9 protein-coding genes, 1 tRNA gene and 1 other RNA gene are annotated in these 12,753 nt (G+C 69.2%); 9 read left to right on the top strand and 2 right to left on the bottom strand.

The window, feature by feature from the left end; genetic code table 11:
- Positions 1–368 precede the first annotated feature (368 nt).
- On the top strand, positions 369–1,742 hold the full coding sequence (locus tag E3T23_RS13055; protein ID WP_134370869.1) for an NAD(P)/FAD-dependent oxidoreductase: 1,374 nt from the start codon (positions 369–371) through the stop codon (positions 1,740–1,742).
- A gap of 140 nt (positions 1,743–1,882) precedes the next feature.
- Complete coding sequence (locus tag E3T23_RS13050) at positions 1,883–2,689, top strand: GNAT family N-acetyltransferase (RefSeq protein WP_134370867.1); 807 nt, start codon at positions 1,883–1,885, stop codon at positions 2,687–2,689.
- An 8-nt stretch (positions 2,690–2,697) separates the two neighbouring features.
- Here E3T23_RS13050 and E3T23_RS13045 read toward each other — a convergent pair whose 3' ends face one another.
- Entirely contained in the window at positions 2,698–3,231 is a 534-nt protein-coding gene (locus E3T23_RS13045) for a hypothetical protein (protein WP_134370866.1), read from the bottom strand.
- Positions 3,232–3,386: 155 nt separating this feature from the next.
- Here E3T23_RS13045 and E3T23_RS13040 point away from each other — a divergent pair, with 155 nt between their 5' ends.
- The 3 genes from E3T23_RS13040 (at position 3,387) to E3T23_RS13030 (ending at position 5,802) form a co-directional block, all read left to right on the top strand.
- Positions 3,387–4,754: a TrkH family potassium uptake protein gene (locus E3T23_RS13040; protein ID WP_241977925.1), complete on the top strand. Its 1,368-nt coding sequence runs from the start codon at positions 3,387–3,389 to the stop codon at positions 4,752–4,754.
- Positions 4,747–5,445, top strand: coding sequence for a potassium channel family protein (locus tag E3T23_RS13035; RefSeq protein ID WP_241977923.1), 699 nt, complete (start codon positions 4,747–4,749; stop codon positions 5,443–5,445). Before E3T23_RS13040 ends, E3T23_RS13035 begins: the two co-directional genes overlap by 8 nt.
- Before the next feature lie 114 nt (positions 5,446–5,559).
- Positions 5,560–5,802 carry a putative acetyltransferase gene (locus E3T23_RS13030; protein ID WP_134370864.1) on the top strand — a complete coding sequence of 81 codons (243 nt, stop codon included), beginning with the start codon at positions 5,560–5,562 and terminating at the stop codon, positions 5,800–5,802.
- Between the two features lie 174 nt (positions 5,803–5,976).
- Here E3T23_RS13030 and E3T23_RS13025 read toward each other — a convergent pair.
- A tRNA-Ser gene (locus tag E3T23_RS13025) sits at positions 5,977–6,064 on the bottom strand.
- Between the two features lie 130 nt (positions 6,065–6,194).
- Here E3T23_RS13025 and ffs point away from each other — a divergent pair.
- The 4 genes from ffs (at position 6,195) to E3T23_RS13005 (ending at position 12,340) form a co-directional block, all read left to right on the top strand.
- Positions 6,195–6,291: signal recognition particle sRNA small type (gene ffs, locus E3T23_RS13020), an RNA gene on the top strand.
- 99 nt (positions 6,292–6,390) lie between these two features.
- The gene (locus E3T23_RS13015; protein WP_134370862.1) at positions 6,391–8,859 is read left to right on the top strand and encodes a phosphoketolase family protein; all 2,469 of its coding nucleotides are present in this window, start codon (positions 6,391–6,393) and stop codon (positions 8,857–8,859) included.
- 2 nt (positions 8,860–8,861) lie between these two features.
- Positions 8,862–11,129 (top strand): phosphate acetyltransferase, encoded by a 2,268-nt coding sequence (gene pta, locus E3T23_RS13010; RefSeq protein WP_134370860.1) that lies wholly within the window; start codon positions 8,862–8,864, stop codon positions 11,127–11,129.
- Positions 11,126–12,340 carry an acetate/propionate family kinase gene (locus tag E3T23_RS13005; protein ID WP_134370858.1) on the top strand — a complete coding sequence of 405 codons (1,215 nt, stop codon included), beginning with the start codon at positions 11,126–11,128 and terminating at the stop codon, positions 12,338–12,340. Before pta ends, E3T23_RS13005 begins: the two co-directional genes overlap by 4 nt.
- Positions 12,341–12,753 lie beyond the last annotated feature (413 nt).

The following is a 12,753-nucleotide window of genomic DNA, read 5'->3' as shown; positions in this document are numbered from 1 at the left end:
GAGCAACTCCCGCCCGGCTCCCCCCCCTAGCCGGAAACACCGTTTCCGAGAGTGCGGCGGAGGAGACCGAGCAACCCGCTGGGCGCCCGGTTCGAACAGGGCGCCGCGCCGCTGACGACCGCGCCGACCTGGGCGAGGGCGCCGCGCNGCCGCGCCGCTGACGACCGCGCCGACCTGGGCGAACGCACAGTCTGTGAGCCGACGCCGGGGCTGACGCCGGGCCGACGGAGAGGCTGACCCACGCCCCCCCCCCCCGGGGGACCGCTCCCCGTGGATTACCGCCCGGGGATTGCCGCCCGACCCGCGCCGGATGCGAGATGATGCTCTGACTGAACGCAAACATCCGTCGGAACGAAAGCGGTGCGGGAATGATCAATGGTGATGTCTCCTTCTGGTGGAACCAGCTCGGCCGGCCGGCGCCGCGCGTCCCGCTGCCCGGGCCGACCACGGCCGATGTGTGCATCGTGGGCGCCGGGTACACCGGGCTGTGGACGGCGTATTACCTGAAGAAGGCGGCCCCGGGCCTGCGGATCGTGATCGTCGAGCAGCGTTTCGCCGGCTACGGCGCGTCGGGGCGGAACGGGGGCTGGTTGACGAACTCGGTCACCGGCGGGCGCGAGCAGTACGTCGCCTCGCACGGGCGCCGCGCGGCCGCCCGGTTCCAGACCGCCATGAACGAGACCGTCGACGAGGTGATCCAGGTCGCCGCGGCCGAGGGCATCGACGCCGACATCGTCAAGGGCGGCGAGTTCACGGTGGCCTACGACCAGCCGCAGCAAAGGCGACTGGAGGCATCCGCCCGGTCGGAGCAGGCCTGGGACATGACGGATGTCGAACTCCTTTCCCCGGCAGCGGCGCGCGCCCGCATCGACGTGGCCGGCGCCACCGGGGCGATGTGGCACCCGCACTGCGCGCGCATCCACCCCGCGAAACTCGCGGCCGGGCTCGCCCGGGTGGTGGAGGCCCTCGGGGTGGAGATCTACGAGAACACCCGGGTCAGCGAGATCACGCCGCACCGGGCGATGACCGACCGGGGCCCCGTCGAGGCGGAGTTCGTGGTGCGCGCCACGGAGGGGTTCACGGCGGGTTTGAAGGGCCTGCACCGGGCGTGGCTGCCGATGAACTCGTCGTTGATCGCGACCGCGCCGCTCAGCCCGGACGTCTGGGCGAGCATCGGCTGGGCGGGCCGGGAGACCCTCGGCGACATGGCGCACGCGTATATGTACGCGCAGCGCACCAGTGACGACCGCATCGCGATCGGCGGCCGGGGCGTGCCGTACCGGTTCGGGTCGCAGACGGACTCCGACGGGCACACCCCGGCGAGCACGGTGGCGGCGCTGCGGGGCATCCTGACCCGGTTCTTCCCGGCGACGGCGGGCGTGGCGATCGATCATGCCTGGTCGGGGGTGCTCGGCGTGCCGCGCGACTGGGCCGCGACCGTGGGGCTCGACCCCGCGACCGGGCTGGCCTGGGCCGGCGGCTACGTGGGCACCGGGGTGGCCACGACGAACCTGGCCGGGCGCACGCTGACCGACCTGATCCTCGGCAACGACACCGGGCTCACCCGGCTGCCGTGGGTGAACCACCGGGTGCGCAACTGGGAGCCTGAGCCGCTGCGCTGGCTCGCCGTGCACGCGCTCTACCGCGCCTACTCGCTGGCCGACCACGCCGAGCTCACACGACGGCAGACGACCTCGCCGATCGCGTCCGTCGCCGACGTGGTCTCGGGCCGCGGCCACTAGCGGTTTTCCTGAGTCAGCCCCCACGGGCGTGCATAACTCCTGCAGATCCGGGCGGATGTGCCCGAAACAGGTCGATTCCGGCCGTTCGGCACCGCATTGCAGGAGTTATGCACGGTCGCCGGGTGTGGTGTACTCGACGCATGAGCGTTGAGACGGAGGTCGGGCAGCCGGAGGTCGTGCAGGAGGCCGTGCGGCAGGCGGATGCCGCCGCCGCGGCCGCCGGGGTGACCGTGCGCCAGGCCGAACCCGGCGACCTGGCCGCGGTGATCGGCCTGTTCGAGCGCACCTGGGGTGTGGGGCACAGCCCCGACAAGTCGATGCTCCTGGCTCTCGACTTCGCCGGTAACACCGTGCTGATCGCGACCAGGGCCGGCAAACCGGTCGGGGCGACGCTCGGCTTCCTCGGCTGGGCCGACGGCGTCCACCTGCACTCGCACATGGCGGCGGTCGTGCCGTGGCAACGCGGCAGCGGGGTCGGCTACGCGCTCAAACTGTTCCAGCGGGTGCTCTGCCTCCGGCACGGCATCGCCGACATGCGCTGGACCTTCGACCCGCTGATCCGCCGCAACGCGCACTTCAACCTGGTCAAGCTGGGCGCCGAGGTGGTGCGATTCCTGCCGGACTTCTACGGCCGGCTCGACGACGTCATCACCGGCAGCGACCGGAGCGACCGATTCGAGGTGTGCTGGCGCCTCGACTCTCCGCGCACCCGCCGGGCGCTGGCGGGCGAGCGCCCGCCGACCTGGTCGGCGAGCGACTCGCTGCCCCTCGACGTCGACTTCGAGCGGCTGCGCGTCGACGACCCGGCCGAGGCCGCCCGGCGCCGCGAGGAGTCCCGGGCGCTGTTCCGCTCGGCGCTGTCCCGCGGGCTGCGCCCCGAGCTGACCGGGAACAACGACTACGTCTTCACCACGGATGCCGCGGACAGCGCGCCCGGCCCCGCCTGAGCGCCGCGCTACTCTCCGCGCCCGGTGACGCGTCGCTCGAACCAGTAGAGCAGTTCGGGGCGCGCCCGGTTCAGATCCTGCAGGGTCATCGGTTCCGGCACCCGCACCACGGGAACGCCGAGCTGATCGATCACCGTGTCCATGGCGCCGCGCGAGTAATACTGCCCGCGCATGCGCACCAGCAGCCGGCCGTCGGTTCCGGTCACGAAGAGCTGCGGCTGCGTGTCGAGCGCCCCGCTCTGGTAGAGGTCGAGCAGCACGATGCTGTCGATCTCCTCAGCGGAGAAGTTCGTGACCATGCCCATGAAGCCGCGCTCCGAGATGCCGTCGGCATCGACCCGGATGATGGTGCGCGTGTAGGCCAGATAGGCGAGGGCGCAGACGCTCAGGAGCACAACCTGGGCGATCAGAACGGGCCGCCAGGTGCCGTTGGGGATGCTCAGCCAGAAGAGCACGGCGGAAATGGGTGCGACCAGGGCCAGGACGGACAGCCCCGTCTGAACGAGCAACCGGCCGTGGGGCCGCAATGCGTGCGCATGCATGCGCACACCCCCGTTGAATCTCACCCTTGTTTCCCCCTCGCCGGTGTACTCAGATTATCCCTGATTTCGGATTCGCGCGGCAGTCACCGATAAGGGGGGGCCGCCGTGTCGAACCCCGCCAGACGGCGGAGAGTCGCGGACCGTATAGTGAGCGGGTGCCATCCCTGAGCCTTAGAAGAAACGGTCCGCGCATCCCCCGTGCCCGGCTGCACCCGGCGCAGGTCGTGGTCGCCGGTTTCGCCGTCGCCGTCCTGGTCGGCACGGTGCTGCTGATGATCCCGCTCGCGACGCCCGGGCCCGGCGGCACCCCGTTCCTGATCGCGGCGTTCACGGCCACGTCGGCCGTGTGCGTGACCGGCCTGACCCTCGTCGACACGGCGACGTACTGGTCGCCGTTCGGCCAGGCCATCATCCTGGCCCTGATCCAGGTCGGCGGATTCGGGATCATGACGTTCGCCTCGGTCGTCGGGCTCGCCGTGATCCGCAAGATGTCCCTCCGGTCCCGCATGACGGCGGCCGCCGAGGTCAAAAGCCTCGGGCTCGAGGATGTCCGCGGGCTGGTTCTCGGCGTCGTGCGCATCTCCCTGATCGTGGAGTTCATCGTGGCGGTGCTGCTGACCCTGCGGTTCTGGATCGGGTACGGCGAACCGTTCGGCCGGGCCATCTGGCTCGGGGTCTTCCACTCCGTGTCCTCGTTCAACAACGCCGGCTTCGCGCTGTTCAGCGACAACCTGATCTCCTACGCGACGGACCCGTTCATCTGCCTGCCCATCGCCGCCGCCGTGATCCTCGGCGGGCTGGGCTTCCCGGTGATCATGCAACTGCGGAAGCACCTGCGGAACCCGCTGAAATGGTCGATGAACACCCGCATCGTGCTGGTCGGCACGATCACGCTTCTGGTCGCGGGCACCGTCTACATCACCGGCGTGGAGTGGAACAACCCGGGCACGCTCGGACCGCTGGACTGGCCGAGCAAGCTCCTGGTGGGCTTCTTCCAGTCGGTACAGACCCGCACCGCCGGGTTCAACAGCGTCGACATCGGGGCGATGGATTCCGCGAGCCTGCTCGGCATGGACGTGCTGATGCTGATCGGGGGCGGCCCGGCCGGCACCGCCGGCGGCATCAAGATCACCACCTTCGCGGTGCTGTTCTTCATCCTGCTGACCGAGATCCGCGGCGAGGTGGCCGTGAACGTCTTCGGTAAGCGCCTCTCCCGGGCCGTGCACCGCCAGGCGATCACCATCGTGCTCCTGGCCGTCGCGGTGATCACGGTCTCCACGATCGCCCTGATGCTGATCACCGATCTCGGCCTCGACGAGCTGCTCTTCGAGGTCATCTCCGCGTTCGGCACGGTCGGGCTCTCCACCGGGATCACCGCCGGTCTGCCACCGGCCGGCCACGTCATCCTGATGCTGCTCATGTTCATCGGCCGCCTGGGTCCGATCGGGTTCGCCTCGGCGCTCGCCCTGCGGGAACGCCACACCGCGTACGAACTACCGAAAGAGAGGCCGATCATTGGCTAAGTTTTCCCTGTTCGGGCACAATCAGCCCGCCCGCATGGCCGAAGAGGATGCGATCGTCGTGATCGGCCTGGGCCGGTTCGGCAGCGCCCTCGCCCTCGAGCTGATGGCCAGCGGCAGCGAGGTGCTCGGCATCGACGACTCTGAGGAGATCGTGCAGGCGCACAACGGCCTGCTCACCCATGTCGTGCGCGCCGACTCGACCAAGGAAGAAACCCTCCGCCAGCTCTCGGTGCCGGACTTCAGCAGCGCCGTCGTCGCGATCGGCGGCGATATCCAGGCGAACATCCTCACCGCGAGCCTGCTGCTCAAGCTGGGCATCCCGAACATCTGGGCCAAGGCGGTCAGCGACCCGCACGGCGAGATCCTGCGCCAGATCGGCGTCACGCACGTCATCTTCCCGGAGAAGGACATGGGCAAGCGGGTGGCCCACCTGGTGCGCGGGGTGATGCAGGACTACATCGAGATCGACGAGAACTTCGCCCTGGTGAAGACGAACCCGCCGCAGGAGATCATCGGCGTGCCGCTCGGAAAATCGAGTGTGCGCACCATCCACGGGGTCACCGTCACGGCGTTCCACCGCCCGGGGGAGGGGTGGAGCTACACGACCCTCGACACGACGTTGCAAGCCGACGACGTCATCCTGATTGCCGGCGATGTGCGCAAGGTGGAGTCTTTCAGCCGCCTCAAATAACGGATGCCGCCGGTCTCTGCCCCCACGCCCCCGGTGCCATGATGACCGCGTGCACACCCCGGCCCGGCCCGGCTCGGCCCGGCTGGTCCCGGCCCGGCGACTAGGCTCGGCCAGATGAGTCTCGCCGCCGCCCAATTCGTGTCCAGCACGGCCCTCGGCACCCGAATCGTGGTGCGCACCCGGATCGAGGGCGGGGTGACGGATGCCGTGGGCTACCTCCGTGCCGTCACCGAGACCGGGTGCACGGTCGAGACCAAACGCGGGCTGGTCACCCTGGCGCTCGCCGACATCGTCGCCGCGAAGCAGGTGCCGCCGCCGCCCGCGCCGCGTGCACCGCGGCATCCGCTCGCCGACTAGCTCCGGCCCGGGTCCGGGCCTCGCCTCGTGCATAACTCCTGCAATTTCGCGCGGGAAGGCTGTTCCGGGGCCGAATCGGGCACATTCGTCAGAATTTGCAGGAGTTATGCACGCGCGATCATTTGCAGGAGTTATGCACGCGCGATCATCCGTCGGAACGGACCGATCAAGAACTGGCGGAGAATGGGGGATTCGAACCCCCGAGGGCTCTCACCCAACACGCTTTCCAAGCGTGCGCCATAGGCCACTAGGCGAATTCTCCTGGCCGAACGTTCCCCTAAGGGAACGACCTAGAGAATCTTACCTGTTTCCGGCGGCCTTCGTACACACGCGCCCCGGCCGCCCGGAATCGACCGGTTTTCGGCCCCGCAAACTTTGCGTCTAAGCTGAAGGTCGGCTCCTCGCGTGGCGCCATCTCGGCCAACTCCCCCAGGACGGAAACGTAGCAAGGGTAACCGGGCTCTGGTGGGTGCGCGAGGAGTCTTTTTCATGCCCCCGCATCAGGCCGTTAGCCATGGTAACGATTTCGCCACATCTCCTAAGATGAGATGGCGCAGTTAACGCCCCGAATGTGCTTGGAGGCACACCATGCCTGAAATATCCGCTAAACCCTTTCTCTGGCCAGACCGGTCACCGCATCCGCTCAGCGCTGAAGCGCTCGCCAGCGTCGATGCCTGGTGGCGGGCCGCCAATTACCTCTCGGTGGGGCAGATCTACCTGCTCGACAACCCGTTATTGCGTGAGCCGCTCACGCGGGACCACATTAAACCTCGTCTGCTGGGCCACTGGGGAACCACCCCGGGGCTCAATTTTCTTTATGCCCACCTGAACCGCGCCATCCAGGAACGGTCGATCAGCACCCTCTACGTCACCGGCCCCGGCCACGGCGGCCCCGGAATGGTGGCCAACGCCTACCTCGACGGCACCTACTCCGAGATCTATTCCGGCGTCGACCAGAGCGAGCAGGGCGTCAAGGCCCTGTTCCGCCAGTTCTCCTTCCCCGGCGGCATCCCCAGCCACGCCTCGCCCGAAACTCCCGGCTCGATCCACGAGGGCGGCGAGCTCGGCTACGCGCTCAGCCATGCCTACGGGGCCGCGTTCGACAACCCCGACCTGCTGGTCGCCGCGGTCGTCGGCGACGGCGAGGCCGAGACCGGCCCGCTGGCCACCAGCTGGCACTCGAACAAGTTCGTCGACCCGCTGCAGGATGGCGTCGTGCTGCCGATCCTGCACCTCAACGGGTACAAGATCGCCAACCCCACCGTCCTCGCCCGCATCCCGGAAGAGGAACTTCTCGACCTGATGCGCGGCTACGGGCACAAGCCCTACATCGTCGCCGGCGGCTTCGACGGCGAAGACCCCCTCCTCGTGCACCAGCGGATGGCGCTCACCCTGGACGAGGTGCTGAACGAGATCGCCGCGATCAAGGCGCGCGCCCTCGCCGGCGACACCGAGCGTCCGCGCTGGCCGATGATCATCCTGCGCACGCCCAAGGGCTGGACCTGCCCGCCCGTCGTCGACGGGGTACAGGTGGTCGATTCCTGGCGTTCGCACCAGGTGCCGCTGAGCAACGCCCGCGACACCGAGGCGCACACCCGCCTGCTCGAAGAGTGGCTGGCCTCCTACCGGCCGGAGGAGCTCTTCGACGCCGACGGCGCCCCCCTGGCGCTGGTCTCGTCGCTGGCCCCCGCGGGCGACCTGCGGATGAGCGCGAACCCGGTCGCCAACGGCGGGCTGCTGCGCCGCGCGCTGAAGCTGCCCGACTTCAAGAAGTACGGGGTGGATGTCCCCTCCCCGGGCGCCACCACCGATGAGGCCACCAAGGTCCTCGGCACCTGGCTGGCCGACGTCATCCGTGACAACCCCGACAATTTCCGCATCTTCGGACCCGACGAGACTGCCTCCAACCGCCTCGCCCCGGCCGTGTACTCGGCCACCGACAAGCAGTGGAACGCGGAGTACCACGAGGGCGACACCAACCTCGCCCGCGCCGGCCGGGTGATGGAGATGCTCAGCGAGCACCAGTGCCAGGGCTGGCTGGAGGGCTACCTGCTCACCGGCCGTCACGGCCTGTTCAACTGCTACGAGGCGTTCATCCACATCGTCGACTCGATGTTCAACCAGCACGCGAAGTGGCTCAAGGTCACCCGCGAGATTCCGTGGCGCCGCTCCATCTCGAGCCTGAACTACCTGCTCAGCTCGCACGTCTGGCGCCAGGACCACAACGGTTTCTCGCACCAGGACCCCGGCTTCATCGACCACGTCGTCAACAAGAGCGCGGATGTCGTGCGCGTCTACCTGCCGTTCGACGCCAACACGCTGCTCGCCACCTACAGCCACTGCCTGCGCAGCGTGGACTACGTCAACGTGGTCGTCGCCGGCAAGCAGCCCGCGCCGAACTGGCTCACCATGGACCAGGCCGTCGCGCACTGCAAGCGGGGCCTCGGCATCTTCGACTGGGCCGGCACCGAGACGTTCGGCACCTCGCCCGACGTCGTGCTCGCCGCCGCCGGTGAGGTACCCACCCTCGAGGTGCTGGCCGCGGCCGCCATCCTGCGGGAATGGCTGCCCGACCTGTCCGTGCGCGTCGTGAACGTCGTCGACCTGATGCGTCTGCAGTCCGAGGACGACCACCCGCACGGCCTCAGCGACAACGAGTTCGACGCCATCTTCACGGCCGACAAGCCGATCGTCTTCGCCTACCACGGGTATCCGTGGCTGATCCATCGCCTGACCTACAAGCGCCACGGGCACGGCAACCTGCACGCCCGCGGCTACAAGGAGAACGGCACCACCACCACCCCGTTCGACATGGTCATGCTCAACGACCTCGACCGGTACCACCTGGTGATGGACGTGATCGACCGGGTTCCCGGCCTCGGCGCCCGCGCCGCCCTGCTGCGCCAGGAGATGCAGGATGCGCGCCTCCGGGCCCGCAATTACACCCGCGACCACGGGGAAGACATCCCCGCCGTCACCGAATGGGTCTGGGACGCCGACGGCGTCGGCGTGACCCCCGACAATGCCGGTGTCTCCACTGGCGGAGACAACGTATAAACGTGGCTGACAGCATCTACATCACCTCCGCCGAGGGAAATACCGGCAAATCCACCATCGCCCTGGGCGTGCTGGACACCCTGCTCCGGTCGGTGCAGCGCGTCGGCGTGTTCCGGCCCGTCGCCCGGTCGGCGCACCACCCCGACTACGTGCTCGAGCTGCTTCTCTCGCACCTGTCGAGTGCGTCCGCGCTCACCGTGCAGCCCCCGCTGACCTACGACGAGTGCGTCGGCGTCACCTACGACGAGGTGCACCTCGACCCCGACGCGGCCCTCGGCCGCATCGTGCAGCGCTACAAGGCCGTCGAGGCCCAGTGCGACGCGGTGGTCGTGGTCGGTTCCGATTACACGGATGTCGGCAGCCCCACCGAGCTCGCCTTCAACCTGCGCATCGCCGCGAACCTGGGGGTGCCGGTGCTGCTGGTCCTCGGCGGGCGGGTTGGTCCCGGCCAGCGCGACACGCTCAACCAGGGCGACCGGCAGCTCGGGCAGAGCGACCCGCGCACGCCCGAAGACATCCGCCAGCTGACCGACGTCACCGTCGCGGAAATCCGCGACGAGCACGTCTCTCTTCTCGGCGTGATCGTCAACCGGGCCGACCCGGACCGGCTCGACGAGCTCATCGACGCCGTGCGGAGCGTCGTCGACGCCGACCTGAAGCCCGGCCCCGGCCTGAGCAGGGTGCCGGTCTGGGCGCTGCCCGAGGACTCGTACCTCGTGGCCCCGAGCATGAAGAGCATCCTCAAGGCCACCGATGGCACGCTCGTGAAGGGTGACCCCGCACTGCTGTCGCGGGAGGCGCTCGGCGTGGTCGTGGCGGCGATGTCCATGGTCAACGTGCTGCCGCGCCTGTTCGAGGGCGCCGTGGTCGTGGTTCCCAGCGACCGCCCGCAGGTGCTGCTGGCCGTGCTGATGGCGAATTCGTCCGCGACGTTCCCGTCGATCGCCGGCATCGTGCTGGTCGGCGGGTTCGACCTGCCCGAGGAGATCGGGCGGCTCGTCGAGGGGCTCGACGCCTCGGTGCCGATCATCAGCACGCAGCTGAACTCCTACGACGCGGCGTTGCGGATCACGCACACGCCGGGACGGATGGCCGCGGACTCGCAGCGGAAGCGCGACACGGCTTTGGCTCTCTTCGAAGGCCACGTGGACGCATCCGTGCTGCTCGACCGGCTCAAGGTGAGCCGCGCCGACGTGGTGACGCCGCTGATGTTCGAGTACATGCTGCTGGAGCGGGCGCGCACCGACCGCAAGCGCATCGTGCTGCCCGAGGGGGATGACGACCGCGTGCTGCGCGCCGCCGCGACCCTGCTGGCCCGCGACGTGGCCGACATCACCATCCTCGGTGAGGAGTTCGAGGTGCGCTCGCGTGCCATCGGCCTGGGCCTGGACATCTCCAAGGCGCAGGTTCTGAGCCCCTTCGACGATGTGCTGCGGCACAAGTTCGCGGAGGCCTACGCGAAGCTGCGCGCCCACAAGGGCGTCACGGTGGAGCAGGCCATGGAGCTGGTCACCGACGTGTCGTACTTCGGCACGATGATGGTGCAGCTCGGCCTGGCCGACGGCATGGTCTCCGGGGCGACCCACACCACCGCGCACACCATCCGGCCGAGCCTGCAGATCATCAAGACGCGTCCGGGAGTCTCGGTCGTGTCCAGCGTGTTCCTGATGGCGCTCGCCGACAGGGTGCTGGTCTACGGCGACTGCGCGGTGAACCCTGACCCCACCGCGGAGCAGCTCGCCGACATCGCCATCTCGGCGTCGGAGACGGCCGTGGAGTTCGGCATCGAGCCGCGCATCGCGATGCTGAGCTACTCGACCGGCGAGTCCGGCCAGGGCGCGGACGTGGACAAGGTTCGCGCCGCCACCGCCATCGTGCGGGAGCGTCGGCCCGACCTCCTGATCGAAGGCCCCATCCAGTACGACGCGGCAGCGGATGCCGCCGTCGCCGCCACGAAGATGCCGGGTTCTGCCGTCGCCGGCCGCGCCACCGTCTTCATCTTCCCCGACCTGAATACGGGCAACAACACGTACAAGGCCGTGCAGCGGAGCGCCGGAGCGGTGGCCATCGGCCCCGTGCTCCAGGGTCTGCGCAAACCCATCAATGACCTTTCTCGAGGAGCACTAGTGCAGGACATCGTCAACACCGTCGCCATCACCGCGATCCAGGCCGCGACGTTGTCCGCGTCCGAGTCGGTCGTCCGGGAAGCCGAACCTGCTTCCGGTTCGGCTTCCGGTTTCGCTGCCCCCGCAGCGGCGGTGTCCGCATGACCGCCGTCCTGGTGATCAACTCCGGGTCGTCGTCGTTCAAGTACCAGCTGATCGACATGGACACCGAGACCGAGCTCGCCACGGGGCTCGTCGAGCGCATCGGCGACGGCGTGGGCCATGCGCGGCACACCGCGACCGGGTCGACGGACGGCCGGATCGACCAAACCCTGCCGATCCCCGACCACACCGCCGGTTTCGCCGTGATGATCGAGGCGTTCGCCCAGCACGGGCCCACGCTCAGCGAGGCCGACCTGGTCGCCGTCGGGCACCGGGTCGTGCAGGGCGGCAGCGTCTTCCTCGGCCCGGTCGTCGTCGACGACCTGGTGCAGGGGCAGATCGCCGACCTGGCCGACCTCGCACCGCTGCACAACCCGGCCCACGTGCAGGGCATCATCGCGGCCCGGGCGTTCTTCCCCACGGTGCCGCACGTGGCCGTGTTCGACACCTCGTTCCACCAGACCCTGCCGGCGGCCGCCTACACGTACGCCATCGACACGGCGCTGGCGGCCGAGCACAGCATCCGTAGGTACGGGTTCCACGGCAGCTCGCACAAATTCGTCTCGGAGGCCGCCGCGGAGTTCCTCGGACGTCCACTGGCCGAACTGAAGACCATCGTGCTGCACCTCGGTAACGGGGCGTCGGCCTGTGCCGTCGACGGCGGTCGCTCGATCGACACCTCGATGGGGCTGACCCCGTTGCAGGGACTCGTCATGGGCACCCGCTCAGGCGATATCGACCCCGCCGTGGTGTTCCACCTGCACCGCAAGGCCGGGCTCGGCATCGAGGAACTCGACGAGCTCCTCAACAAGAAGAGCGGCATGCTCGGGCTGACCGGCAACGGCGACATGCGTGACGTGGAGGATGCCGCGGTCGCCGGCGACGAGGTCGCCCAGGCGGCCCTGGACGTCTACTACCACCGCATCCGCGGCTACGTCGGCTCCTACATGGCGCAGCTCGGCGGCCTCGACGTGATCGTGTTCACGGCCGGGGTCGGCGAGAACTCGCCGATCGTGCGCGCCGGCGCCCTGGCCGGGCTCGAGGGGCTCGGAATCGAGATCGATCCCGCGCTGAACGACCCCTTCTCCCGGGTTCCGCGGGTCGTGTCGACCGCGGCCTCCAGGGTCACCGTGCTCGTCATCCCGACGAACGAGGAGCTGGAGATCGCCCGGCAGACGCTGGGGACGATCGGCCGCACGCCGCCGGCGCTGTAGCGGGTTTCTTCCCGGAGTTTCGGCTCCGGGCGTGAGCTGATCGGCCGTTCCCGGGGTTCCGGGGGCGGCCGCTTCGCGTGCGGGTGCGGGTGCGGGCTGGGCGATCTGGGCGGTCTGGGGCTGACACACGGCATCCGTTCACGTGTTGCGCGGTGCCGTAACTCCGGAGTTTTTGTCGACACGCCGCATCCGCGGGCGACGGATGCGGCGTGTCGCGATTTTGTCCGGAGTTACGGATGTGCGCGGTCGCGCCGGTTCGCGGGTAGACGGTTGTGGCGGCCGGCGACTCGCGACATCAAGCTGCGCGGTGCGCGGGAGCTGCTCCGTTCTGCGCAAGGCGTGCCACGCGCGCAGCGGCGCAGTGCCCGCGCCGGACCAGCCGCCCGGGCCAGCGCCCGCGCCGGGCCAGCGCC

The organism is Cryobacterium cheniae (genome assembly GCF_004403395.1).
Classification (GTDB): Bacteria; Actinomycetota; Actinomycetes; order Actinomycetales; family Microbacteriaceae; genus Cryobacterium; species Cryobacterium cheniae.
The sequence above is the reverse complement of the archived record's forward strand: the minus strand, read 5'-3'. Positions and strand labels throughout refer to the sequence as shown.

Bases quoted from the DNA above. Each gene is read 5' to 3' on its own strand.
- E3T23_RS13005 (WP_134370858.1), top strand. From the start codon at position 11,126: ATGACCGCCGTCCTGGTGATCAACTCCGGGTCGTCGTCGTTCAAGTAC.
- E3T23_RS13055 (WP_134370869.1), top strand. From the start codon at position 369: ATGATCAATGGTGATGTCTCCTTCTGGTGGAACCAGCTCGGCCGGCCG.
- E3T23_RS13050 (WP_134370867.1), top strand. From the start codon at position 1,883: ATGAGCGTTGAGACGGAGGTCGGGCAGCCGGAGGTCGTGCAGGAGGCC.
- E3T23_RS13030 (WP_134370864.1), top strand. From the start codon at position 5,560: ATGAGTCTCGCCGCCGCCCAATTCGTGTCCAGCACGGCCCTCGGCACC.
- E3T23_RS13015 (WP_134370862.1), top strand. From the start codon at position 6,391: ATGCCTGAAATATCCGCTAAACCCTTTCTCTGGCCAGACCGGTCACCG.
- E3T23_RS13045 (WP_134370866.1), bottom strand. From the start codon at position 3,231: ATGCATGCGCACGCATTGCGGCCCCACGGCCGGTTGCTCGTTCAGACG.